Source organism: Micromonospora sp. SH-82, assembly GCF_051132485.1.
Lineage (GTDB): Bacteria > Actinomycetota > Actinomycetes > Mycobacteriales > Micromonosporaceae > Micromonospora.
The window spans coordinates 57,433-81,714 of the sequence record NZ_CP148049.1; the positions used below are offsets into that span (position 1 = coordinate 57,433).

The 24,282-nt window shown below is 72.1% G+C and carries 23 protein-coding genes; 17 read left to right on the forward strand and 6 right to left on the reverse strand.

From position 1 onward, the window contains the following. Window positions 1–129: 129 nt before the first annotated feature. The 5 genes from WHN02_RS00220 to WHN02_RS00240 all read left to right on the forward strand — a co-directional run bounded on the left by WHN02_RS00220 (window position 130) and on the right by WHN02_RS00240 (window position 6,107). Window positions 130–870 carry an SDR family NAD(P)-dependent oxidoreductase gene (locus WHN02_RS00220; RefSeq protein ID WP_434741529.1) on the forward strand — a complete coding sequence of 247 codons (741 nt, stop codon included), beginning with the start codon at window positions 130–132 and terminating at the stop codon, window positions 868–870. 64 nt (window positions 871–934) lie between these two features. Next, window positions 935–1,837: a TauD/TfdA dioxygenase family protein gene (locus WHN02_RS00225; protein WP_434741530.1), complete on the forward strand. Its 903-nt coding sequence runs from the start codon at window positions 935–937 to the stop codon at window positions 1,835–1,837. An 84-nt stretch (window positions 1,838–1,921) separates the two neighbouring features. Continuing rightward, window positions 1,922–3,163: a multidrug effflux MFS transporter gene (locus tag WHN02_RS00230; RefSeq protein ID WP_434741531.1), complete on the forward strand. Its 1,242-nt coding sequence runs from the start codon at window positions 1,922–1,924 to the stop codon at window positions 3,161–3,163. 117 nt (window positions 3,164–3,280) lie between these two features. Continuing rightward, window positions 3,281–3,823, forward strand: a complete 543-nt coding sequence (locus tag WHN02_RS00235; protein WP_434741532.1) for a TetR/AcrR family transcriptional regulator — start codon at window positions 3,281–3,283, stop codon at window positions 3,821–3,823. 85 nt (window positions 3,824–3,908) lie between these two features. Beyond that, window positions 3,909–6,107 (forward strand): MMPL family transporter, encoded by a 2,199-nt coding sequence (locus tag WHN02_RS00240; protein WP_434741533.1) that lies wholly within the window; start codon window positions 3,909–3,911, stop codon window positions 6,105–6,107. Window positions 6,108–6,165: 58 nt separating this feature from the next. Here the strand turns inward: WHN02_RS00240 and WHN02_RS00245 are convergent, their stop codons facing one another. Further along, window positions 6,166–7,422 (reverse strand): erythromycin esterase family protein, encoded by a 1,257-nt coding sequence (locus WHN02_RS00245; protein WP_434741534.1) that lies wholly within the window; start codon window positions 7,420–7,422, stop codon window positions 6,166–6,168. A 75-nt stretch (window positions 7,423–7,497) separates the two neighbouring features. After that, window positions 7,498–8,397, reverse strand: coding sequence for a Gfo/Idh/MocA family protein (locus WHN02_RS00250; protein WP_434741535.1), 900 nt, complete (start codon window positions 8,395–8,397; stop codon window positions 7,498–7,500). Window positions 8,398–8,568: 171 nt separating this feature from the next. Here WHN02_RS00250 and WHN02_RS00255 point away from each other — a divergent pair, with 171 nt between their 5' ends. Together WHN02_RS00255 and WHN02_RS00260 are read left to right on the forward strand one after the other, a co-directional pair. Next, on the forward strand, window positions 8,569–8,964 hold the full coding sequence (locus tag WHN02_RS00255) for a hypothetical protein (RefSeq protein WP_350895181.1): 396 nt from the start codon (window positions 8,569–8,571) through the stop codon (window positions 8,962–8,964). After that, window positions 8,957–9,358, forward strand: a complete 402-nt coding sequence (locus tag WHN02_RS00260; RefSeq protein WP_434741536.1) for a hypothetical protein — start codon at window positions 8,957–8,959, stop codon at window positions 9,356–9,358. Before WHN02_RS00255 ends, WHN02_RS00260 begins: the two co-directional genes overlap by 8 nt. A gap of 19 nt (window positions 9,359–9,377) precedes the next feature. Here WHN02_RS00260 and WHN02_RS00265 read toward each other — a convergent pair whose 3' ends face one another. Then, on the reverse strand, window positions 9,378–11,030 hold the full coding sequence (locus WHN02_RS00265) for an alpha-amylase family protein (RefSeq protein ID WP_434741537.1): 1,653 nt from the start codon (window positions 11,028–11,030) through the stop codon (window positions 9,378–9,380). Window positions 11,031–11,156: 126 nt separating this feature from the next. Here WHN02_RS00265 and WHN02_RS00270 point away from each other — a divergent pair, with 126 nt between their 5' ends. Together WHN02_RS00270 and WHN02_RS00275 are read left to right on the forward strand one after the other, a co-directional pair. Further along, complete coding sequence (locus tag WHN02_RS00270) at window positions 11,157–11,771, forward strand: DUF1349 domain-containing protein (RefSeq protein ID WP_434741538.1); 615 nt, start codon at window positions 11,157–11,159, stop codon at window positions 11,769–11,771. Window positions 11,772–11,947: 176 nt separating this feature from the next. Then, window positions 11,948–12,610, forward strand: a complete 663-nt coding sequence (locus tag WHN02_RS00275) for a DedA family protein (RefSeq protein WP_434741539.1) — start codon at window positions 11,948–11,950, stop codon at window positions 12,608–12,610. Between the two features lie 51 nt (window positions 12,611–12,661). On the opposite strand, the gene WHN02_RS00280 is transcribed toward WHN02_RS00275, so the two are convergent. Further along, on the reverse strand, window positions 12,662–14,089 hold the full coding sequence (locus tag WHN02_RS00280; RefSeq protein WP_434741540.1) for a glycoside hydrolase family 16 protein: 1,428 nt from the start codon (window positions 14,087–14,089) through the stop codon (window positions 12,662–12,664). A gap of 260 nt (window positions 14,090–14,349) precedes the next feature. Here WHN02_RS00280 and WHN02_RS00285 point away from each other — a divergent pair, with 260 nt between their 5' ends. The 3 genes from WHN02_RS00285 to WHN02_RS00295 all read left to right on the forward strand — a co-directional run bounded on the left by WHN02_RS00285 (window position 14,350) and on the right by WHN02_RS00295 (window position 18,492). Then, window positions 14,350–15,522, forward strand: coding sequence for a carboxylate-amine ligase (locus tag WHN02_RS00285; RefSeq protein ID WP_434741541.1), 1,173 nt, complete (start codon window positions 14,350–14,352; stop codon window positions 15,520–15,522). A 61-nt stretch (window positions 15,523–15,583) separates the two neighbouring features. Beyond that, complete coding sequence (locus WHN02_RS00290; protein WP_434741542.1) at window positions 15,584–16,954, forward strand: FAD-dependent oxidoreductase; 1,371 nt, start codon at window positions 15,584–15,586, stop codon at window positions 16,952–16,954. 116 nt (window positions 16,955–17,070) lie between these two features. Further along, window positions 17,071–18,492 (forward strand): PQQ-binding-like beta-propeller repeat protein, encoded by a 1,422-nt coding sequence (locus WHN02_RS00295; protein WP_434741543.1) that lies wholly within the window; start codon window positions 17,071–17,073, stop codon window positions 18,490–18,492. 15 nt (window positions 18,493–18,507) lie between these two features. Here the strand turns inward: WHN02_RS00295 and WHN02_RS00300 are convergent, their stop codons facing one another. Both WHN02_RS00300 and WHN02_RS00305 read right to left on the reverse strand, forming a co-directional pair. Continuing rightward, entirely contained in the window at window positions 18,508–19,314 is an 807-nt protein-coding gene (locus WHN02_RS00300; RefSeq protein WP_434741544.1) for an Fpg/Nei family DNA glycosylase, read from the reverse strand. 107 nt (window positions 19,315–19,421) lie between these two features. Next, window positions 19,422–19,802 (reverse strand): hypothetical protein, encoded by a 381-nt coding sequence (locus WHN02_RS00305; protein ID WP_434741545.1) that lies wholly within the window; start codon window positions 19,800–19,802, stop codon window positions 19,422–19,424. Window positions 19,803–19,894: 92 nt separating this feature from the next. On the opposite strand from WHN02_RS00305, the gene WHN02_RS00310 reads away from it, so the two are divergent. The 5 genes from WHN02_RS00310 (at window position 19,895) to rocD (ending at window position 24,242) form a co-directional block, all read left to right on the forward strand. Continuing rightward, entirely contained in the window at window positions 19,895–20,320 is a 426-nt protein-coding gene (locus tag WHN02_RS00310; protein ID WP_434741546.1) for a winged helix-turn-helix transcriptional regulator, read from the forward strand. A gap of 9 nt (window positions 20,321–20,329) precedes the next feature. Then, window positions 20,330–21,091, forward strand: coding sequence for an SDR family NAD(P)-dependent oxidoreductase (locus WHN02_RS00315; RefSeq protein WP_434741547.1), 762 nt, complete (start codon window positions 20,330–20,332; stop codon window positions 21,089–21,091). Window positions 21,092–21,243: 152 nt separating this feature from the next. Next, window positions 21,244–21,906, forward strand: coding sequence for a hypothetical protein (locus WHN02_RS00320; RefSeq protein WP_434741548.1), 663 nt, complete (start codon window positions 21,244–21,246; stop codon window positions 21,904–21,906). A 303-nt stretch (window positions 21,907–22,209) separates the two neighbouring features. Next, window positions 22,210–23,025 (forward strand): dimethylargininase, encoded by an 816-nt coding sequence (gene ddaH, locus WHN02_RS00325; RefSeq protein WP_434744106.1) that lies wholly within the window; start codon window positions 22,210–22,212, stop codon window positions 23,023–23,025. Beyond that, on the forward strand, window positions 23,025–24,242 hold the full coding sequence (gene rocD / locus WHN02_RS00330; RefSeq protein WP_434744107.1) for an ornithine--oxo-acid transaminase: 1,218 nt from the start codon (window positions 23,025–23,027) through the stop codon (window positions 24,240–24,242). The genes ddaH and rocD overlap by 1 nt, the downstream gene beginning before the upstream one ends. The last annotated feature ends 40 nt before the right edge of the window (window positions 24,243–24,282 follow it).

Genomic DNA, 24,282 nt, shown 5'->3' on the forward strand with positions numbered 1-24,282 from the left:
TCCAGTGTGCCAACCATTGCCAAAACTTGCCAACCAGCGTCCACACAAGTTGGCAAGTTAGTCAAGTCCGTGAGACGCTGAGGGCAGCGCAGGCCATCGGCCTGACACCCAGCCGAGAGGGAGGAAGCGGTGGCCGCGACGGGCGAGGTGGCACTGGTGACCGGGGCGAACCGAGGGATCGGCCGGGAGACCGCCCGGCAACTGGCCCACCAGGGGATCACCGTCCTGCTGGGCAGCCGGGACCCCGGACGCGGTGCGGCGGTCGCCGCCGAACTGGCCGCCGAGGGTGCCCACGTCGTGGCGGTGCCGCTCGACGTCACGGACCCGGAGAGCGTGTCGGCGGTCGCCCGGCGACTCGACGACGGGTTGGGCCGACTCGACATCCTGGTCAACAACGCCGGCGCGTTCCAGCCCGCGACCGCCCTGGCCACCACCGCACCGGTCCTGCGGGAACTGTTCGAGGTGAACCTCTTCGGGGTGGTCACCGTGACCCAGGCGATGTTGCCCCTGCTGGCCCGGTCCACGGCACCGCGAATCGTCAACGTGTCCAGCACGACGGCCTCGCTCACCCTGACCGCCGACGGCGCCGACCTGCCCGGTGACGCCGACGTCCGGATGGCGTACACCTGCGCCAAGGCCGCCCTGAACATGCTGACCATCCAGTACGCGCGGGCGTTCCGACAGGACCCGGAACACGCCCACGTGAAGATCAACTCGGCGACACCGGGCTACACCGCCACCGACATGAACGCCTTCCGGGGCACCCGCCCGGTGTCCGACGGCGCCCGGATCATCGTCGACCTCGCCACCCTGCCGGCCGACGGACCGACAGGTGGCTTCTTCGACGACCGGGGGTCCGTCCCCTGGTGAGGCCCCACCCACCGGCACCGGAGGGACACCTGCGCGGCGACCCGCGCCCAGAGAGGAGACCAACATGCTCGACACACACGCCCCGTCGACCCCTCGGATCGGCGTACGCCGTCTGGCCGGTGCGATCGGTGCCGAGATCACCGGCGTGGACGCCGGTGGACCGCTCGACCAGGACGTCGTCACAGTGATCCGGGCCGCCCTGCTGGAGCACAAGGTGGTGTTCCTCCGCGACCAGCAGCTCGACTACGCCCAGCAGGTCGCCTTCGCCGAGCGGTTCGGCGAGCTGACCCAGGGCCACCCGATCTTCGCCCCGCCACAGCAGAAGCCGTTCCTGCGGGAGATCGACTCCGCCCAGGGCACCCGGGCCAACCACTGGCACACCGACCTGACCTTCGTGGACCGGCCACCGGCGATCGCCCTCCTGCACGCGGTGGTCATCCCACCGGTGGGCGGGGACACCATGTGGGCCAACGCCGTCGCCGCGTACCAGGCGCTCCCGGCGGAGCTGCGGGAGCTGGCCGACCGGCTGCGGGTGGTGCACAGCAACGACTCCGACTACACCGACGCGACAGTGGTCAACGGCAGGCTCGACTACGTGTCCACGGTGTACGAGACCGAGCACCCGGCGGTCCGGGTGCACCCGGAGACCGGGGAACGGGCCCTGGTGCTCGGCGGTTTCGCCAAGCGGATCAGCGGGCTGAGCCCGTCGGCCTCCCGTGACGTCCTGCGCGCCCTCCAGGAGTACGTCACCGTCCCGGAGCACACCGTACGGTGGCAGTGGCGCGTCGGGGACCTCGCGATCTGGGACAATCGGGCCACCCAGCACTACGCGATCTACGACTACGGCACCGAACACCGCCGCTGCGAGCGGGTCACCGTCGCCGGAGACGTTCCGGTCGGCGTGGACGGCCGACCCGCCGTCGTCCTCCGGGGCGACACGTCGACGTACTCCGGCACCGGCGACTGACCCACCACCGGCGTCGCGGGCGACGGTGCCCCGGTCCACCGCCGCCCGCGACCCCCGTCCCTGCGAAGCCGAGTCGAGGTCCCTGTGACAGCAGCGCAGAAGTCCGACGCACCGGCCGAGACGGTCACGGATCCGAAGGTCCGGACCCCGTCCCTGGTCGCCCTGGTCCTCCTGCTGGGGGTCGGGCCGTTCGCCACCGACACCTACATCGCCGCGCTGCCCCAGCTACAGGATTCGCTGGCCACCAGCGCCACTGTCGCCCAGCTCACCCTCACCACGTTCGTCGTCGGGCTGGCCACCGGGCAGCTCCTGCTCGGGCCGCTGAGCGACGCGTGGGGCCGACGGCGACTGCTGTTGGCCGGGTGCGCCCTGTTCGTCGTCCTCTCCGTGGTCTGCGCCCTCGCCCCGAACGGCACCGTCCTGGTCACCGCCCGGCTGTTGCAGGGCGTCGTCGCCGGCGGCGGGGTGGCGCTGGCCCGGGCCACCGTCACCGACACCCACCGGGGCGACCGGGCCGCCGCCACCTTCGGCCTGATCTCGTCGATCACCTTCCTCAGCCCGGTGATCGCCCCGGCCGTCGGCGGGGTGATCCTGGCCAACGGCACCTGGCGTACGGTCTTCTTCGCCCTGGCCGGGCTCGGGGTGGCGATGTTCGTCGCGGTGCTGGTCGGCATCCGGGAGACCCTCCCGCCGCACCGGCGGCAACCGGCGGGCCTGCGCCAGACCGGCCTGCGCATGGCCGACCTGGCCCGGGACTGGGGGTTCATGCGGCACGTGGTGCTGGTCTGCCTGGCCACCGGCGGCTTCTTCATCTACATCGGCGGCTCCTCGTTCGTGCTCCAGACCGCCTTCGACGTCACCCCGTCGACCTACACGATCGTCTTCGCCACGAACGCCGCCGCGATGGCCGGGGCCGGGCTGCTCTTCCGGGTGCTGGTGCTGCGGGTCGGGGCGGAACGGCTCCGGGCCGTCGGGGTCGCCGTCTCCACCGTGGGCGCGTTGGCCCTGCTGGCCACCGCCCTGCTCGACCCGGCGGTGGTGCCGCTGGCCCTCCCGTGGTCACTGCTCTGCCTGGTGGTGGGCGGGATGGGGTTCACCATGCCCGCCACGACGGCGCTCGCCCAGGAGGCCGGCCGGCGCTCCGCCGGTACCGCCGCCGCCCTCCAGGGCGGGCTGAGCTTCCTCACCGGCGCCCTGGTGACGCCGGTGACCGGTCTCCTCGGCTACGACACGCTGCTGCCGATGGCCGCGGCGACTGCCGTCTTCTTCGTCGCCGCCGCCGTCCTCCTGTACGCCGTCTCCCGCCCCAGCCTCCGCCTGCCCTGACGCGGCGAACCGGCCGGGACCGCTGACGCGGCGGAGTGTGGCGCACGCCACGATTCTGACCGATCGGTCAGACTCTGACCGATCGGTCAGGCATCCTGGTCGGCAGGGGGTGGACCGATGGCCAGAGCGGTACCGGAGACGCACGACGAGATCCTCGCGGCGGCGGCGCGACGTTTCGCCGTCTCAGGGTACAAGGGCACCTCGTTGCAGGACATCGCCCGCGAGGTGGGGTGCTCCAAGGCGGCGGTGCTCTACCACTTCGCCAGCAAGGAGGCCCTGCTCGGGGAGCTCATGGCACCGGCGATCGCGGCACTGCACGCCATGGTCGACAGCTTCGACGGGCTGACCGGTGCCGCCGCCCAGCAGGCCGCCGCCGAAGGCTTCGTCGATCTCGCGGTGCGGTTCCGCCGGGAGATCACGTTGCTCCGGGGAGACCTGCCCGAGCTGCTCTGCCTACCCGAGTTCGCTCCCGTGCAGCACGCCAGCGAACGGCTGATCGAGGCGCTCGCCGGGTCGGACCGGCCGTCCGCCCGGGTGGCCGCGCTCGTCGTCCTCTCCGGCATCGCCCACGCCTGCCCGGAGTTCGGCGACCTCTCCGACGACGAACTACGCCCCGCTCTGCTGGCGGTCCTCCGTCGGGCCGTCGAAGCGCCGGACTGACAGGCACCGGTGGTCGTCCGAGACGGGCGGCCACGCCGTACCACCCATCCGACCGATCCCACCAACCCCGAGGACAAGGATCTCCATGGCGACCCTGTTGTACCGGCTCGGCCGGGCATCGTTGCGCCGCAGGCGACTCGTCGTCGCCGTATGGCTCGTCGTGCTCGTCGGCCTCGGCCTCGCCGCGGCGACGCTGCGCGGCCCCATGTCGAGCAACCTCACGATGCCCGGCACCGAGTCGCAGCAAGCACTCGACCTGCTCGCCGAGAAGTTCCCGGCCGCCAGCGGAGCCACCGGCACCATCGCGGTCAAGGCTCCCGCCGAGGGGGCGTTGGCCTCCCCCGAGGGGCAGGCGGTGGTGCAGAGCCTGGTCGAGGAGGCGACCCGGGTGCCCGGGGTCGTCGGGGCGGTGAACCCCCTCCAGGCCGGCGCGGTCTCCCCCGACGGCCGGTACGCGCTCGTCCAGGTGCAGTTCGCCGACCGGGCGGACAGCATCACCGAGGAACAACGGGAGGCGTACGGCGAGGTCGGGGCGGCAGCCGAACAGCAGGGCTGGGAGGTGGCGCCCGGCGGTGAGGTGCTGGCCGCCGTACCGGAGATCGGATCGAGCGAGGCGCTCGGTGTCGTGGTGGCCGCCGTCGTGCTGGTGATCACCTTCGGGTCCCTGGTCGCCGCCGGGATGACCATGCTCAACGCGCTGATCGGTGTCGGCGTCGGCATGGCCGGCCTGTACGCGCTCAGCAACGTCTTCGAGATGACCGACGTCACCCCGGTCCTGGCCCTGATGCTGGGCCTGGCGGTCGGCATCGACTACTCACTGTTCATCACCTCCCGGCACCGACAGAACCTGATGGAGGGGCTGGATCCGGAGGAGGCGGTCGGACGGGCCGTCGGCACCGCGGGCTCCGCGGTGGTCTTCGCCGGGGCTACAGTGGTCATCGCCCTGGCCGGGCTCTCCGTCGTCGGCATCCCCTTCCTCAGCGCGATGGGTCTGGCCGCGGCCGGCACCGTCACCGTCGCCGTCCTGGTCGCCATCACCCTCCAGCCGGCCCTGCTCGGGTTCGCCGGTCTCCGGGTCCTCTCCCGCAAGCAGCGGGCCGCGATCGCCGGCACCGGTGAGCAGGACGACGAGCGGCAGACCCCGGCCGAGGACCGTTCCACCTTCGGCTTCCGGTGGGCCGGTTGGATCACCCGGTTCCGCATCCCGGTGATCCTGGCCGGGCTGGTCGGCCTCGGCCTGCTCGCCGTACCGGCGTTGGACATGCGGCTGGCCCTGCCGGACGCCGGGACCGCCCCGGTGGGCTCCCCGGCCCGCGACAACAACGACCTGATCCAGGAGGGCTTCGGTTCGGGCTTCACCGGTCGACTCGTGGTGGTGGTCACCGGGGACCAGCCGCAGGCCGTCCAGGCGGCGGTGCCGCAGGTCAGCCAGGTCATCCAGGGCACCCAGGGGGTGCTGGCAGTGGCCCCGCCGCAGTTCAGCCCGGACGGCGACACCGCCCTGGTGGCGGTCATCCCGCAGTCCGGCCCCACCGACGTGGCCACCGAGGAACTGGTCCACGACATCCGTACCTCGGTGCCCGACATCGGTCCGGTGGACGTCCTGCTGACCGGGGCCACCGCCGTCGGCATCGACGTCTCCGAGAAGCTCGCCGACGCCATGCCGGTCTACCTGGTGATCGTGGTCGGACTGTCGATCCTGCTGTTGATGCTGGTGTTCCGGTCGATCCTGGTGCCGGTCAAGGCGGCGCTGGGCTTCCTGCTCACTGTGGCCGCGACCTTCGGGATCACGGTGGCGGTGTTCCAGGAGGGGACCCTGGCCGGACTGGTCGGGCTGGACACCCCCGGCCCGCTGATCAGCTTCCTGCCGATCCTGCTCATCGGGATCCTGTTCGGCCTGGCCATGGACTACGAGGTCTTCCTGGTCTCCCGGATGCGGGAGGACTTCGTCCACGGCGACACCGCCCACCAGGCCACCATCAACGGGATGGGGCACGGTGCCCGGGTGGTCTCCGCCGCCGCACTGATCATGATGTCGGTCTTCGGGGGCTTCGTCTTCTTCCTCGACGACCCGGTGATCAAGTCGATCGGGTTCGCCCTCGCCATCGGGGTGGCGATCGACGCCTTCGTGGTCCGGATGACCATCGTTCCGGCAGTGATGTCGCTGCTGGGCAAGAAGGCCTGGTGGCTGCCGCGGTGGCTGGACCGGGCCCTGCCGAACGTCGACATCGAGGGTGAGAAGCTGCGCGCCAGGCTCGACGAGCAGCCGACCGTCCGCGCCTGACCCCGCTGCGGGAGGGGACCCCTCGTCCATCGGAGCAGCGATGACGAGGGGTCCCTCCTCACACCCCGGCGGGCCAGGTCTCGCGTTCGCCGGGGGTGGGCACTGCGGCCAGCGGTCGCAGGGCGGTGGTCTCGTCACACCAGACGAACCCGTCGTACCGCTGCGCCAGCCGGGTCGGCACGTAGTTGCCCCAGGACTCGAAGGCCGGGTCGTAGACCACCCCGATCGCCCGGTGGTCGACGGTCTCGGTCACCCAGCCCGGCTGGTCCGGGCCGTCGAAGACCAGCACCGCCCGCTCCGGCAGCAGCTCGTGCATCCGCTGCTCGACCGAGCCCGGTCGGGCCGGCGGCACGACCATCGTCTCGACCGTCGACCCCCACCTCGGCGCGGCGGTCACGGTGCCCCGGTACGACCCGAACCCGATCAGGACCACGTCGTCCGGGCCGTACCGTTCCCGGGCCAGTTGCCCGATGGTGACCATCCCGTCGTCTGACATGTCGGTCGCCCGACCGTCGCCGACGTGCGTGTTGTGTGCCCAGACGATCCCTCTGGACTGCGCGCCGTACCTGTCGAGCAGCCGGTCGAGGGTGTCGGCCATGTGGACGTCCCGGACGTTCCACGACTGCGCCCCGCCGCCGACCATCGCCCGGTAGTACCGTTCCGCACCGGCCACCACCGCCGCGTTCTGCCAGGCCGAGAAGCGGTCCGGGCCGTCCGAGGCGGCGTGTTCCCGGGTACGGGCCAACAGCCGGATCACCTCCTCCTCGCAGCGGGCCGAGACGAACCGGCTCGCCACGCCGTACTCGTCCAACCGTCGGCCGTACGGCTCGAAACAGGCGTACGCCTCCTGCACCGCCTCGAACGAGTCCGGGTCCTCCTCGCCCACGTAGTCGAGGATCGCCTGCATCGACTCCCAGAGGCTGTACACGTCGAGCCCGTGGAACCCGACCCGTACCGTCTCGGGGCGGTCCAGGTTCCAGGCCCGCAGCCACCGGGCGAACCGGGACACCTCCGCGTTCGCCCACATCCAGGTCGGCCACCGCTCGAACCGCCGCAACGCGGCGTGCGGGTCCGCCGCGCCTCCGGGCATCCCGAGCACCGACCGGTTCACCCGGTCGCAGTCCGGCCAGTCCCCCTCCACCGCCACGAAGGAGAACCCGCCCTCGGCGATCAGTCGCCGGGTGAGCTGTTCCCGGATCCGGTAGTAGTCGTGGCTGCCGTGGGAGGCCTCCCCGACCATCACCACCCGGGCGTCGCGGACCCGTTCCAGCAGCGGATCGAAGTCGCTCGGTGCGCCGAGCCGCCGTACCAGCATGGTCGCGGCTACCCGAGCACCAGGGGGACAAACCGGCATGGCCCGCGAGGCACCGGGTACCGCGACGGCGACTGCTCAGACGTCGACGGTCCGGGCGGTGGCGCGGGCGGTCTCGGCGGCGGCGAGGACCGCCACCACCTCCCGGCCGAACCGTACGTCGCACCGGTGGTCCCGGGTGCCGGAGTCGATCTGGGTCACCAGTTGGTCGATCGCCACAGCGAAGGCGGGCAGCGGACCGCCCTCGCCGAGCGGCACCGACCGGATCCCGTTCTCGCCGTAGAAGACCGTCTCGTGGCGGACCACCTCGGGTGGGGCGTCGAGGGTCAGCGACACGGTGCTGCTGCCCCCGTCCTCGTGGGTGAGGACCAGGTTCACCAGCCCGTGCGGGCCGTCCACGGCGGCCACCCGGGTGACCCGGCCCAGGACCGGGAGGAGGACCGACAGGGCGTGGGGACCCAGGTCCCAGAGCCCACCGTGCTGCCGACGCCAGAGCGAGTCCCGGTACGGGCTCTCCGGTCGGAAGGCCGACGCGGACCGCAGCACGTGTGCGGCGTACCACCCCCCGGCGGCGGCCGTGGCGGTGAGGAACGCGTCGACGGCGGGCTGGAACCGGGCGGTGAAGAAGACCACCGACGCGACGCCGGACCGCCCGGCGGCCGACACCACCAGGTCGGCGTCGGCGACTGTCAACGCGAGCGGCTTGTCGAGAAGGAGGTGTCGTCCGGCGATGGCCGCCCGGAGGGCGATGTCGGCCTGGACGTCCGGCGGGAGCGCCACCGAGACCGCGTCGACCGCGTCGATCAGCGCGTCGGCGTCGTCGTACGCGGGGACCCCGTACCGGTCGGCGAGGACGGCGGCCTTCACCGGGTCCCGCCCCCAGACTCCGGCCAGTTCGACCCGGGGATGGGCATCGAGGGCGGCACCGTGGGTCTCCGTCGCCCAGTGACCGGTGCCGAACAGGCCGAACCTCAACACGCGTACCCCCTCCGTCGTCGTAATGATCCACGCTAGTCGGCGACGGGGACCGCCGCAGCCCGCGGAGGCGGGGGGCGACCGGTCACTGCCGACCGGGTCGCCACCCGACGGGATGTACTACGACGCTTAGTAGGCTGTGGCGGTGACCGAGACAGAATCCGGGCGGCCCCGATGAGCAGCCCCGTGCCGACCGGTTCGCCGATCGACGGCTTCCTCGCCGTGGCGACGATCGTGGCGTCCCTGCTCCTCGCGGTCTGGGCGCTGGTGGCGGCGCTGCGTCACCGGCCGCCGGACCGGGTGCAGTTCGTCGGACTGGCAGTGGTGGAGGTCGGGCTGCTCGCCCTGACGGTGCTGGCGCTGGTCGCGCTCGCCGGTGGGGAACGGCCCGGTGAACCGGCCACCTTCGCCGGATACCTGGTGACGTTGGTGTGCCTGCCGCCGCTGGCGGCGGTGCTGGCCAGGATGGAGCCCACCAGGTGGGGTTCGGCGATCGTCTGCGCGGTCTGCCTGACCACCCCGGTCGTCGTGGTCCGACTCCAGCAGACCTGGGAGTTCGTCGGTGGCTGAGACGGCGACCAACAGGGGGCCGGGGCGGCTGCTGATCGCGGTCTACCTGCTGTTCGCGATCGCCGCCAGCGCCCGGGCCGGGGTGCAGATCGCGACGAAGCTCGCCGAGGCCCCGGTGGCGTACCTGCTCTCCGGGGTCGCTGCGGTGATCTACATCGTGGCCGCCGTGGGGCTGGCCCGGGCTGGCACCGGTGGACGGCGTACGGCGTTGGCCTGTTGCCTGGTGGAGTTCTTCGGTGTCCTGGGGGTGGGCACGCTCAGCCTGGTCGAGCCGCACCTGTTCCCGGAGGCCACCGTCTGGTCGGAGTTCGGCAGCGGGTACGGCTACATCCCGTTGGTCCTGCCGGTGCTGGGCCTGGCCTGGCTCTGGCACACCCGACCCACCCCGACCTGACCGTGGCCCCCGGGGAGGTTCACCCCAGCGGCCCCCGGCGCAGCCGGATCCACCGGTAGCCGTACCCGTTGATCTGGACCGCGTCCATCTTGCCCAGTTCCCGGTAGGAGCGGTCGGTCAGCACGTCGATCGGCAGTTCCGCCTCGTCGGCGAGCAGACCCAGGTCGACCACGGCGTCCTCGGTGCCCAGGTTGTGCAGGAAGACCATCGTCCCGGTCGCCCCGTCGGCGCGGTGGGCGAGCACCCCGGCGGGCATCGGAACGTCGATGTGGGTGGTCGAGCCGGAGCCGATCTCGGGGGCCTCCCGCAGGGTCCGGATCATGCGCTCGAACCAGGACAGCAACGAGTTGCGGTCCTTGCGTTGGGCGGTGACGTTGACAGTCGGGTAGCCGTACTCCCCGGACTCGATCACCGGGCGGACCAGCTTCTCCGCCTCCGCTGCGGAGAACCCCGCGTTGGGCTGGTACGACCACTGCATCGGGGTACGGATCGCCTCCCGACCGTGCAGGTCGAGGTTCTCCCCCATCCCGATCTCCTCCCCGTACCGCAGCACGGGGGTGCCCCGGAGGGAGAACTGCAACGAGTACGCCAACTCGATGCGCCGCCTGTCGTTGTCGAGCATCGGGGCGAACCGGCGGCGGATCCCGCGCTCGTAGATCCGCATGTGCTCCTCGGGGCCGAACTGCGCGTACACCTGCTCACGCTGTTCGGCGGTGAGCCGGGACAGGTCGATCTCGTCGTGGTTGCGCAGGAAGGTGGCCCACTGCCCGCCCTCGGGGAGCTTCGGGGTGTCCCGCAGCGCCTCGATCACCGGCTCCGGGTCCTGTCGGGCCAGGGCCAACATCAGTCGTCCGTTGAGCATGAAGTCGAAGAGCATGTGCAGCCGGTTGCCCGACCCGGCGTTGTCGCCGAAGAACTGGGGCAGTTCGTCCGGTTCCACGTTCGCCTCGGCGAGCAGGACTGCGTCGCCCCGACGCCACTGGACGTGCTGGCGCAGCTCGGTGAGGTAGTCGAAGTCCTTCGGCGACTCGGGGTGGCCGGGTTCGGTCAGCTCGATGATGAACGGCACCGCGTCCATCCGGAAACCGGCGACGCCGAGCTGGAGCCAGAACGAGATGATCTTCTTGATCTCGGCGCGTACCTCCGGATTGTGGAAGTTCAGATCCGGTTGGTACTTGTAGAACCGGTGGTAGAACCAGGCCTTGGCGGTCCGGTCGTAGGTCCACGTCTCGTGCTGCTCGCCCGGGAAGACCATGCCCTGGTGCCTGTCGGTCGGCTCGTGGTCGGCCCAGACGTACCAGTCCCGGTAGGGCGAGTCCGGCGAGGAACGGGCGGAGACGAACCAGGGGTGCTGGTCGGAGGTGTGGTTGACGACCAGGTCGATGATGACCCGGATGCCCCTGTTGCTCGCCTGGTGCAGCAGCTCGGCGAAGTCACCGAGGGTGCCGAAGCGGGGGTCCACGTTGTAGAAGTCGGTGACGTCGTAGCCGTCGTCCTTGTTCGGCGACGGGTGGATCGGATGCAGCCAGAGGCAGGTCACACCCAACCTGGCCAGATAGTCGAGGCGGCTGATGAGCCCCGGGATGTCACCCACCCCGTCGGCGTTCGAGTCGGCGAACGTGTCGATGTCGAGGCAGTAGACGACCGCCTCCTGGTACCACCTGTCACCCATGGGGACTTCCCTTTTCCGTACGCCGGCTGCGGCAAACGCGAGTTCTCCTCGACCCGGCCCGCTGACACCCGTCGATGGTGAGTGCGGGGTCGGACGGGGCGGGGTGGGCTCCGGTACGGTCGCGGCATGAGCGCCGACCTGGTACCCCCCGCCCACCCCGTCGACTGGTCCCAGGGGGCCTGGCTGAACCCGCCGGTCAGCGCCGAGCCGACCCCCGAGGGGGGCCTGCGGGTCCGGCCGGCCGAGGGTGGGGACTTCTGGCGGCGGACCAGCTACGGGTTCGTCCACGACGACGGGGAGGCCCTGCTCGCCCCCCTGCCCGTCGGGCAGGCCGTGGAGGTCGACTTCCTGATGGACTTCTCCGGGCAGTTCGACCAGGCCGGGGTGCTGGTCCGGGTGGACGAGGCGAACTGGGTCAAGACGGGGGTGGAGTTCTGCGACGGGCTGCCCCAGGTCGGTGCGGTGGTCACCAGGGAGTTCTCGGACTGGTCGACGGCCCCGGTCCCGGGGTGGACGGGGCGGGTGGTCAGCGTCCGGGTCAGCCGGACCGGGGACGCCCTGACCATCCGGGCCCGGGCCGAGGGGGAGCCCTGGCACCTGGTCCGGCTGGCCCCCCTGGACCCGACGGCCACCGCCCTGGCAGGCCCCTTCTGCTGTGCCCCCAGCCGGGACGGGCTCCAGGTGCACTTCACCGCCTGGCGGCAGGGCCCCGCCGACCTCGGGGTGCACCCCGAGGAGTGAGCCCGGCCGGGGCTGTCCCCTCCGCCGGTGCCGGGGAGGGGGACGGCCCGGGTCGACGGGGAACAGGTGTGGCCGGGTCCGGGTGGGGTACATCCGGCTGATGCCCGCCGGGTACCTCCCCGGGTGGTCCCGTCCGGTGGTGCGCCCACCGGACGCGCCGGGAAGGACACCGCGCCATGGCCCTCGCCGAGAACGTCGACCCGGGTGAACTGGGTGGCCTGACCGGCTGGGTCGCCGGGGTGATCGAGTCCGCCGGGGCGGTCGGGGTGGCCCTGCTGGTGGCCCTGGAGAGCATCATCCCCCCGATCCCCAGCGAGATCGTCCTGGCCCTGGCCGGGTACCTGGCCGGGGAGGGCCGGTTCAACCTGGTGGTGGTCTGGGTGGCCGCCACCGCCGGTTCCCTGCTCGGGGCCCTGGTCCTGTACTGGCTGGGGGCGGCCCTCGGGGAGGACCGGCTCAAGCGGTGGCTGGACCGGCTCCCCCTGGTGGACCTGGCGGACCTGGAGAAGGCGGACCGCTGGTTCGAGCGGTACGACACGTGGGCGGTGCTCTTCGGACGGATGATGCCGGTGGTCCGGAGCCTGGTCTCGGTCCCGGCCGGGGCCAACCGGATGCCCCTGCCCACCTTCACCCTGCTCACCACGATCGGCAGCGGCATCTGGAACGCCCTGTTCATCGGGCTCGGGTACGCCCTGGGCTCCCGTTGGGAGCAGATCGACCGGTACAGCAGCTGGTTCGACTACGCCATCATCGGCCTGATCCTGCTGATGATCGCCAACTGGGCGGTGAAGAAGGTCCGCCGTCGCCGCCGTACCCGCGAACCCGCCGGCTCCGCGTGAGCAGGGGCCCCGCGCCGACGCTGTGCGTCGACGCGGGGCCCCTGCCTGCACTCAGCGACGGAAGGTGAACCAGTTGACGTTGACGAAGTCGGCGGGCTGCCCGCTGGTGAAGGTCAGGTAGACCGTCTGTCGGCCGGTCACCGGGGTCGTCACGTTCCCCGGAACCGATCGCCAGCTCTGCCATCCGCCGGTGTTGGCAACGGAGAACGACCCGATCGGGGTGCTCGTCGGACTGCCCACCCGGACCTCGACCAGGCCGCTGACCCCGGCGGCTGCGCCGGAGGCCACCCGGGCGACGAAGTCCCGGGGCGGGGTGGACCCGAAGTCGACGTTGTCGTACCGGACCCAGTTGCCGTTGCCGACGCCGGCGATGTTCTGCCCGCCCTCGGAGCAGGCCTCGACGAACACGCCGCTCTGGCTGTTGAACGACTCGGACTGGATCGTCGAGTACGCGTCGCGTACCCCGGTGGGCGGCGGGGTGGTCGGCGGCGGCGTGGTGGGCGGCGGGGTGCTCCCCCCACCGCGCTGGTAGACCGCCACGTAGTCGACGAGCATCGGCCGACCGGGCACCGTCGCCGAGGTGGGGGTGGTGAACCCGGCTACGCCGTTGGGGAAGCCGCCACCCATCGCCACGTTCAGCAGCAGGAAGTATCCGGCGTGGTTGGTCATCTGGCTCCAGTACGGCTCACCGATCTGCCCCTGGGTGACCGTGTGGTACTGCTGACCGTCGACGTACCAGCGCAGCTGCTGGGGGCTGACCGAGGTGTCCCACTCGAAGCGGTAGGTGTGGAACGCAGACTGGCAGCTGCTCCCCGGGCAGGTGCGGAAGTTGCTGATGCCGTCCCACTCGTTGCAGGGTCCGCCGGGTGCGACCCCGCAGTGCAGGACCCCCCAGACCCGGTTGATCCCGTTGACGTTCTCCATCACGTCGAACTCGCCGATGCTCGGCCAGTTCTGGTAGTTGCCCCGGTACGGCGAGCCGAGCGCCCAGAACGCCGGCCAGTAGCCGAGGGCGGCGTCGCCGGTGACGTTGGGCATCTGGATGCGCCCCTCGATGGCCAGGACGCCGCCGGCGGGGGCCTTGAAGTTGCTGCGCACCGACTCGATCCGGGCCGAGGTCCAGGTGCCGTTCGCCGACCGCAGCGGGGTGATCCGCAGGTTGCCGGCGCCGTCGTGGCTGAGGTTGGAGGTGCTGTTGGTGTACGTCTGGATCTCGCCGGTGCCCCAGTTGGGCGGACCGCCCGGGTACCCGGTGCCGGTGTCGATGATCCAGTTGGCCGCCGAGGGCAGGGTGTTGGCCGCGCCGGTGAAGTCGTCGGCCCAGACCAGGCTCCACCCGGGGGCGAGGGTGGGGACTGCGGCGTTGGCGCTGACGGCGACGCCGGCCAGCCCGGTGGTGACGGTGGCGACCACGGCCAGGGCCATCCGCAGCCGACGACGCGAGGTGGGGGCGGCAGGTGCCGTTGGGGCAGGTGTCATGGGATGCCTCTCTGGCGGGACGGGGGTCGAGAGAGCGCTCTCCCAGGAGTTGTACGGAGTCTTAACTAATTTGTCAATGTCAATCGGCACGTCGTGGCGGAGGGTGTCTCCCCCGGGTCGTCTGCGCGACGGGTGGGCGGAAGTCACGCGACGGGCGGGAGTAAGTCGCCGGACACGCCGAGGGCTGGTTTTCCGCAGCGACCACTCCGGGTAACCAGGAGCCACACGTCGGCGGCGGGCCGACGGCTGCGGAATGGACGGTGGTGGAGATGACCGGGCAGGTCGTGCAGGCTCCGGCAGAGGCGACGGATCCTGCGCAGGCGGCGGGCACAGCCCGAGACGACCTGCTCACCGTGGGCGTGGAGGAGGAGTTCCTCCTCGTCGACCCGCACACCGGGGTCGCGGTCCCCGCCGTCGACCTGGTCATGGAGCAGGTCCCGGCGGAGCTGCACGGGCAGGTGGAACGGGAGTTCCAGACCAGTCAGATCGAGATCGGCAGCCCGCCCGGGTTGGAGCTGTCCTCCATCCGGCACTCCCTCGGGGTGCTGCGGTCCGCGCTGGCCGAGGCCGCCGACCGGGCCGGCGTACGCCTCCTGGCCATCGGGACCGGGCCGGTCGACGGCCCGATCCCCCCGGTGGTCGACAAGCCCCGGTTCGACAAGATGATCGAGCGGTTCCGGCTCCTGGTGCCGGGCCCCGGCAACAACGGCATGCACGTGCACGTCGGGGTGCCGGACTCGGAGACCGGTGTCCAGGTGCTCAACCACGTCCGCCCCTGGCTGCCGGTGTTGCAGGCGGTCACCGCCAACTCCCCGTTCAGCGCCGGTGAGGACACCGGGTACGCCAGCTGGCGGTCGATCGAGTGGGAACGCTGGCCGTCGGTGGCCCCCACCCCGTACCTGCTCTCCCACGAACACTACGAGCGGATGATCCGGCAGCTGATCTCCAGTGGGGTGATGCTCGACGAGGGGATGCTCTACTGGTACGCCAGGCTCTCCGCGAAGTACCCCACCGTGGAGATCCGCCTCGGTGACGTGTGCCCCTCGGTCGACGACGCCGTCCTGGTGGCGGCCCTGGTCCGGGGAATGGTCGCCACCGCGATGACCGACATCGCCGACGGTCGCCCGGCCATCGCGACCGACCACCACATGCTGGTCGCCGCGCACTGGCGGGCCGCGCACGACGGCCTGGAGGGCGACGGCGTCGACCTCACCACCGGCGAGGTCCGCCCCATGTGGGAGCTGCTCGACGAACTGGTCGACAGGTTGGGTCCGGCGCTGGAGCGGCACGGCGACCTGGCCGAGGTCACCGAACTGCTCGGCGCGCTGCGGCGGCACGGCAGCCCAGCGGCCCGACAGCGGGCGGTGTACGCCCGGTCCGGCCGACTCACCGACGTGGTGGACGACGTCGCCCGGCAGACCCGGGGGGCCTGACCTCACGCCTCACCCCGGCCGGCACCCGGCCGGGGCGGGGCGGGCGTGTCAGACTGAGCCGGTGGCGGAGCGGATGATCGTGATCGGCGGGGACGCCGCCGGAATGGCAGCGGCCTCCCAGGCCCGGCGTCGACGGGACCGCGACGACCTGGAGATCGTCGCCTTCGAGCGGGGGCGGTTCACGTCGTACTCGGCCTGCGGCATCCCGTACTGGATCAGCGGGCTGGTCGAGGAGCGCGATCAGCTCGTCGCCCGCGAACCCGAGGTCTTCCGGGACGAGTTCGACATCGACGTCCGGCTGCGACACGAGGTCACCGCCATCGATCTGGACCGCCGTGAGGTGGTCGTCCGGGACCTCACCGCCGGGCGGGAACTCCGCGAGGGCTTCGACACCCTGATGTACGCCGTCGGCGCCTCCCCCCGCCTCCCGGAGTGGGCCCGCGACGAGGTCCAGGGCGTGTTCGGGGTGCAGACCCTCGACGACGGCGCGGCGCTGCGGGCCTGGCTGGACGCCGACCCCGCCCCCCGTTCGGCGGTGGTGGTCGGCGGGGGGTACATCGGCGTGGAGATGGCCGAGGCCCTGATCCAGCGGGGGCTCGCGGTGACCCTGGTCGAGCAGGCGGCCCAGCCGATGAGCACGGTGGACGAGGACATGGCCGCCCTGGTCGCCGACGCGATGCGAGCGACAGGTATCGAGATCCGCACCGGGGTCGAGGTGACCGGGCTGACGGAGCGCGACGGCCGGGTCGCCGCGGTGGTCACCGCCGACGGCCCGATCCCCGCCGACGTGGTCGTCCTCGGCCTGGGCGTACGCCCCAACACCGGGCTCGCCGAGGCCGCCGGGATGCCGTTGGGTCCCAGTGGGGCGCTGCGGGTGGACCGCCGGATGCGGGTGGTCGGGGTCCCCGGGGTCTGGGCGGCCGGCGACTGTGTGGAGAGCCTGCACCGGGTCAGCGGGGCGGCGGTGCACATCCCCCTCGGCACCCACGCCAACAAGCAGGGACGGGTCGCCGGGATCAACATCGGCGGCGGGTACGCCACCTTCCCCGGCGTCATCGGCACCGCCGTGACGAAGGTCTGCGAGCTGGAGGTGGCCCGGACCGGCCTGCGGGAACGGGAGGCCCGGGAGGCCGGTTTCGAGTTCGTCTCGGTGCTGACCGAGTCGACGAGTCGGGCCGGGTACTTCCCGGGGGCACGCCCGATGACTGTGAAGCTGATCGCCGAGCGGCCCACCGGGCGGCTGCTCGGCGCGCAGATCGTCGGCCGGTCGGAAGCGGCGAAACGGATCGACGCCCTGGCCGTGGCGCTGTGGAACGGGATGACGGTCGAGGACATGACCTCCCTGGACCTCGGCTACGCCCCGCCGTACGCCCCGGTCTGGGACCCGGTCCTCATCGCCGCCCGCAAGACCGTCGACGCCCTGCTCCGCTGACGCCGGGGGCGCTCTGGCCGGTGGTGCGCCCGTCGTCGGTGCACCCCGCCGGGGATGTCGGTGGGGGTGGCTAGGGTCGTCTCGACTGATCAACCCCTCGGTGGAAGGTTCCGGCGATGGCCCAGGAGACGACGTACCTCGAACTGTCCGAGACCGGCGGCGGGGCGCACAAGTTCTACGAGGTGGTCGTCGACGGCACCACCCTCACCGTCCGGTACGGCCGCATCGGTGACCAGGGACAGGTGAAGAGCACCGCCTACCCGGACAACGCCAAGGCCCGCGCGGCGGCGGCGAAGAAGCTCGGGGAGAAGGTCCGCAAGGGGTACGCCCCGGCGGTGGTCGGGGTCCGCCAGAAGCGGGCCGTCTCCCGTCGGCAGATCGTCAGCACCCGCTCGACCGCCCGTACCGCCCCGGTCCTGTGGCGGTACGCCTCCGGCGCCCCCGCGTTCGGCATCTTCGTCGACGGGGACCGGTGCATGGTCGGCAACGAACGAGGGGTGATCACCACCCTGGACCACGCCGCCCGGGTCGTCGGTCAGGTGCAGCTCCCCGACGGAGTGAAGTGCATCGTCGCCGACGACGACTGGCTCTACGCCGGGTGCGACGACGGCAACGTCTACGACCTGTCCGGGAAGACGCCCCGGGTGGCGTACACGATCGCCCCCGACATCGACATCTACTGGCTGGACATCCACGACGGGGTGCTCGGGGTCTCCGACGCCGACGGTGGCATCGCCGCCGTCGACCACGAGGACGAGTTCCTGTGGCGACGCCGGGGGCGGGGCGACTCGGCGTGGATGGTGCGCTGCGACCCGGCCGCGCTCTACCACGGACACTCGTCCGGGGTCACCGGCTACGACTGGCGGACCGGGCAGGAGATCTGGCACACCCCCACCGGTCCGGTCCTGTTCGGCTGGCAGGAGCGCGGGGCGGTGTTCGCCGGCACCGCCACCCGCCAGGTGGTGCGGTTGGGCAAGGACGGCCGGCAGGAGCAGGTCTTCCGGTGTGACGCCCCGGTCTTCTCCTGTGCCACCGCCGCCGACGGCCGGTACGTCTTCGCCGGGGACAACCAGTCCTCGATCTACTGCTTCGACGCCGACGGCACCCGGTTGTGGAAGCTCGGCACCGGCTGCGGGTCGGCCTACTCGATGCAGTACGAGCAGGAGCGGCTGTACGTCGTCACCACCAGTGGCCAGCTCGCCTGCATCGACGCCGGGGAGTCGGCGATCCGGGCCGCCGAGGCCGGTACCGTCCCGACCCCGGTGGACGTCAAGGCCCCGTCCCGGGCTCCGGTGCCGGCGGCCCCGACCGCCCTGGAGGTGACCAGCGACGCCCGTGGTGGGGTGGTCGTGGAGTGCACCGACGAGAACGGTCGGCTGCGGGTGCACGTCCTCTCCGACGGGTTCCACCGGGACTGGTCGGTGCAGTTCCCCAAGGGCATCCGCGAGCCGGGAGCCCGCTACCTGGTCACCGAGGTCCGGGAGGCCGGCCGGGGTGGCTTCTACCGCGCCCACGGCGACATCCGCCGCCTGCGGTGACCCGACGGGCCGGGGTCAGCGTTGGCAGGTGGGGCACCAGTAGAGGTTGCGACCGGCGAGGGTGCCCCGGCTGATCCCGGTGCCGCAGACGTGGCAGGGCAGGCCGGGACGGCGGTAGACGTACACCTCGCCGCCGTGCCGGTCGACCCTCGGGGCGCGGCCGGTCGCCTCGGGCAGGTCGTCGGGGCGGACGGTGTCGATCCGACCCCGGTCGACGGCGACGCTCATCAGCTCGGTCAGGTCGGCCCAGAGCTCCCGCCACCGGGCCGGGGTCAGCTCCCGGCCGGGCAGGGTGGGCGGCAGTCCGGCCCGGAACAACGCCTCGGTGACGAAGATCAGCCCGGTGCCGGCCACCACCGACTGGTCGAGCAGGAGCGCCGCCAGCGCCGTCGAGCGGCGGGAGATCCGGGCGTACGCCCGGGCCGGGTCGGCGTCGGGGCGCAGCGGGTCCGGGCCGAGCCGTTCCCGCAGCGCCCGCACGTCGGGGGGACCGAGCAGTTCGCAGGCGGTCGGGCCCCGCAGGTCGAGCCAGTGCCGGTCGCTGGTCAGCCGGAGCCGGATCTGCCCCACCGGCGCGGGGGGCTCCCCGTCCCCGTCGGTCACCTTGCCGTAGAGGCCGAGGTGGACGTGGAGGGTCGACTCACCGTCGTAGTGGTGCAGCAGGTGCTTGCCGTACGCCTCGGTGTGGTCGAGGACGGTCCCGCTCAGGCGTTCGGCCCCTTCGGCGAACCGACCCTGCGGACTGGCGGCGTGCACCTTGTCCCCGGCGAACAACTCGGCGTGCCGGGCCGCCAGGCGGTGGATGGTATGTCCCTCTGGCACGACGCCCAAGCATAGCCACCCCCCGGCGGCCGGGTTCGGCTCCGCCCGGCGGGCCGGTTCCAGCGTCGCCGGACGGGCCGGGTTCAGCTCCGGCGGACGATCCGGGTTCAGCTCCGGCGGACGATCCGGTCGACGAGTTCCGGGGTCCACTGGACGTACTCCACCTCCGCCCCGCCGGGATGCCGGGCGTAGAGGAAACGGCCGGTCGGGCTGGCCGCCTCCGGCGTGGTGATCTCGCCACCCCGGGCGGTGACCTCGGCGACGACCCGGTCCAGGTCGTCGACGACGACGGTGGCCGACGCGTTGGCGTACCGGGCCCGTTCGGCGGGTGGTCCGGCGATCACCAGGAAGTCGCCGATCGCTGCCAACTCCACGGCGTCGAACCCGAACCGCAGATCCGGTTCGGTGCCGACGAGGCTGCGCAGCAACGGCAGCGAGGCGTCCAGGTCGTCCACCCACAGTCGGGCGTACGTCTTCAGAATCGTCATGTCCGCTCCTCGTGTCGATCTTCTCGACCTGGAAACTAGGACACTGCGGTGACCGGCGTAAGTACGCACTTCTCGGTAAGTGGGTGGGTGGCGTGGACGATGACCGGCCGAGCCCGGCGGACGTGGCCCGGGTGCACGATGTGGCCCGGGAGGTGTTCGGGACCGTCGGCACCAAGTGGGCGCTGCAGGTGATCGAGGCGATCGGTCCGGACACCCGCCGCTTCGGTGAGCTGCACCGGCTGGTGACCGGGATCAGCCACCGCCTGCTCACAGTGACCCTGCGCCGGCTGGAACGTGACGGGGTGGTGGACCGGACCCGGCACCCCACCGTCGCCCCCCACACCGAGTACCGGCTCACCCCCGCCGGGCGGGAGCTGTACGACACCGTCGCCGGCTTCTGCCGATGGAGTCGCCACCACCTCGGCGAGGTCCTGGCCGCCCGCGCCCGCTTCGACCAGGAACGATCCACCGGGACCGTCCCGCCGGTGCCTCCGGGCGGGCCGGGTCTGGTTCAATGACGCCCTCCGGTGCTGCGGCGAGACGGCGGCACCCTCGGGCGACGCGGTTGGCAGGAGCGGGCACCCATGGTCGAGCCGGTACGTCGAGCGGTCCTCGTCGGCACCAGTGACGGGATCGGACTGGCCTTCACCGGCCGACTCCTCGCCGACGGTTGGCAGGTGGCGGGCCTGTCCCGCCGGGGGGTCGAGCCGCCCGGACCCGCGTACCGCCACCACGTGGTGGACGTGACGGCACCGGACTACCCGCAGGTGCTCGGCCGGGCGATCGACGACCTGGGCGGGGTCGACCTCTGTGTCTACTTCGCCGGGGTCGGGGACCCGCTCGACCTGGACGACCTGGCCGCCGAGCACCGCACCTTCGAGGTGAACCTGACCGGGGCGGTCCGGACCGTCGAGGTGGTGGCGCCCCTGATGGTGGCGGCCGGGGCCGGGCACCTCGTCGGACTGTCGAGCCTCGCCGACCGGCTGGTCTCCGCCGACGCCCCCGGGTACGCCGCCTCGAAGGCGGGGCTGTCGTCGTACCTGCTGGGGATGGCGGCGGCGCTGCGCCCCCGCGGCGTGCACGTGACCACGGTGCGGTTCGGGTTCGTCGACACCAAGATGGCAAAGGGGCCGGTCCGGCCGCTGATGCTCCCGGTCGACCGGGCGGTGGAGATCCTGATGGACTGCGTACGGACCCGCCCGGTGGTGGTCTCTCGGCCCCGGCGGCTGGCAGTGGTCACCTCGGCGCTGAGCACCCTCGCCCGGCTCCGCCTCCTGGTCGGCCGCTGACCCACCGGGTGCCCACCCCCTCGGAAGCCGCTGAACACCGGCGGTGACCTGCGGGTGTCGCCGTGACGGCCGTTGGGTACGTCTATGCCGTCATCGCGTGGCAGGGTCTGCGGAGTTCCGAGCCCCGCCCGCATCCGTCAGGAGGTGGACAGATGAGATTCCCTTCGTTGTCGCGCCGGGACACAGCGGAGCCGGCCGACGAGGGCGCACCCACCGGGGGCGGCACGACGACTGCCGTCGCCGACCCCGTCCCGCCACCCCGCACCACCACGCCCCCGGCTGCCGACACCCCGCCCGCCGGTGTCCCCGGTCCGACCCGGACCGCCGACGCGGGGAGCGACCGGGCCGCCGCCCGCCGCCCACTGCCACCGCCACCGCCGGGCGTCGCCGGCGGTGACCGGTCGTCCGCCCCACCTCCCGTCGCCGACGACGACCCCACCCTCACCGACGCCACCCCGGTCACCGACCGGCCGCCGGTCACCGCCGGACCGAAGCCCCGGGCCAGCCTCCTCGCCACCACCGGTCTGGTGTTCGGGGTGGCAGGGGCGCTCGTCGTCCTCACCGGAACCCTCGCCGGGTACGGCATCGCGGTCGGGGCGGTCGGCGCGGTCCTCTCCGTGCTCGGGCTGATCGCGACCCGCCGCCGCCACGTGGTCGGCAAGCCGGACGCGCTGCTGGGCATCGCCTTCGGGCTCGGCGCGGTGGTGGTCGGGGTGCTGGCGATGACCGGCCTGTACGTCTGGCCCAACACCGACGGCGACTGGGTGCAACAGGTGCGGGAGTGGCTTGACTCACAGTTTCTGAACCGGTTCTGACGGGCACATACCTCCGTGCCGGTGGTTCACCGGCGGCAGGCCCAGCCAGCCGGTGGTTCACCAGCAGGGCAAACTCCTTCGGGGGCGGCGTCCACGCCGCCCCCGAGTCGTGTCCGGGGTCCCGAAGTCGGCGGTTGCAACGATTCGTCGCCGCGTCCGGGTCAGACGCAACGTTCGGCCGCCGTACGCAACTCTCAGCGGTGGATCCCGTCGTCGGGTGCGTCATAGCGTGGAAAGGCGCCAGCTCCGATGGCCACCGAAGGCCGGGGCGCGCTCGACCCGCTGGGAGCAGGACGCATGACGATGGACGGGCTCCGCCAACGTTTCCTGATGTGTCGGCCGACGTACTTCGCCGTGGACTACGCGATCAACCCGTGGATGGACCCGACCGCCCCGGTCGACACCGCCCTGGCCGTCCGGCAGTGGGAACTGCTGCGCCGGACCTACCTCGACCTGGGACACCAGGTGGAGTTGATCGAGCCGCTGCCCGGCCTGCCCGACATGGTCTTCGCCGCCAACGGGGCGACGGTGATCGACGGTCACGCCATGGCCGTGCAGTTCCGGGACCCGCAGCGCGCCGACGAGGCCCCGGCGTACCGGTCCTGGCTCGAACGGGCCGGCTTCGAGGTGTCCGACCCGAAGCACGTCAACGAGGGCGAGGGGGACGTCCTGCTGGTCGGCGACCACCTGCTCGCCGGTACCGGGTTCCGGACCGCGCACGCCGCACACGCCCGACTACAGGAGACCTTCGGATATCCGGTGGTGACCCTGCACCTGGTCGACCCCCGCTTCTACCACCTGGACACCGCGCTGACCGTCCTCGACGAGCAGACCGTGGCGTACCTGCCGGAGGCCTTCTCCCCCGGCAGCCGCGCCGTACTGCGTCGGCTCTTCCCGGACGCCGTCCACGCCACGACCGCCGACGCCGAGGTCCTGGGTCTCAACGCGGTGAGCGACGGTCGACACGTGGTCCTGCCCGAGCAGGCCACCGGGCTGGCCGGACAGCTGCGCGACCGGGGCTACCTGACCATCGGTGTCGACCTGTCCGAGCTGCGTAAGGCCGGCGGCGGCCCGAAGTGCTGCACGTTGCGACTCCGCCAGGGAAGGGCAGACAGGTGATCCTCGACGACACGCTGCGGACGCCGGACGCGGTCCGGGACGCGCAACGCTGGACCGCGCACAACTACCACCCGCTGCCGGTGGTGATCTCCGAGGCCGAGGGCGCCTGGCTGACCGACGTGGACGGCCGCCGCTACCTGGACTTCCTGGCCGGGTACTCGGCGCTCAACTTCGGCCACCGCCATCCCCGGCTGATCGCCGCCGCACACGCCCAACTCGACAGGCTGACCCTGACCAGTCGGGCGTTCGTCCACGACCGGTTCGCCGACTTCTGCCGGGAGCTGGCCGAGCTGTGCGGCAAGGATCTCGTCCTGCCGATGAACACCGGTGCCGAGGCGGTGGAGACCGCCGTCAAGGTGGCCCGCAAGTGGGGTTACCGGGTCAAGGGGGTGCCCGCCGGGCAGGCCGAGATCGTGGTCGCCGCCGGCAACTTCCACGGCCGGACCACCACCATCGTCAGCTTCTCCACCGACTCCGACGCCCGGGACGACTTCGGGCCGTACACCCCGGGCTTCACAGTCGTCCCGTACGGGGATCTGGACGCGTTGACAGCCGCCGTGAACGAGAACACGGTGGCGGTCCTGATCGAGCCGATCCAGGGCGAGCAGGGGGTGGTGGTGCCCCCGGTCGGGTACCTCCCCGGCGTACGGCAGGTCTGCACCGAACGCGACGTGCTCCTGCTGGCCGACGAGATCCAGTCCGGGTTGGGCCGGACCGGTGAGACCTTCGCCTGCGACCACGAGGGGGTCGTCCCGGACATGTACCTGCTGGGCAAGGCGCTCGGCGGGGGGATCGTCCCGGTCTCCGCGGTCGTGGCGGACACCGACGTCCTCGGGGTGCTCCAGCCCGGCCAGCACGGGTCCACCTTCGGCGGGAACCCGCTGGCCTGCGCGGTCGCCACCGAGGTGGTGCGGCTGCTCGCCACCGGTGAGTTCCAGCGCCGCTCGGCGGAGCTGGGTGCCCGACTGCACGCGGGCCTGGGCGACCTCGTCGGCAGGGGCCTGGTGGCGGTCCGGGGCCGGGGACTCTGGGCGGGGCTGGACCTCGACCCCGGGCTGATGACCGGCCGACAGGCGTGCGAGCGGCTCGCCGAGCGGGGGGTCCTCGCCAAGGACACCCACGGTGCGACGATCCGGCTGGCTCCGCCACTGGTGGTCACCGAGGCGGAGATCGACCAGGCGGTGGCCCAGCTCGCCGCCGTCCTCTCCCCCGCCTGACCGGCACGCCGTCCCCGCCCCGACCCGAGCGGGACGAGGC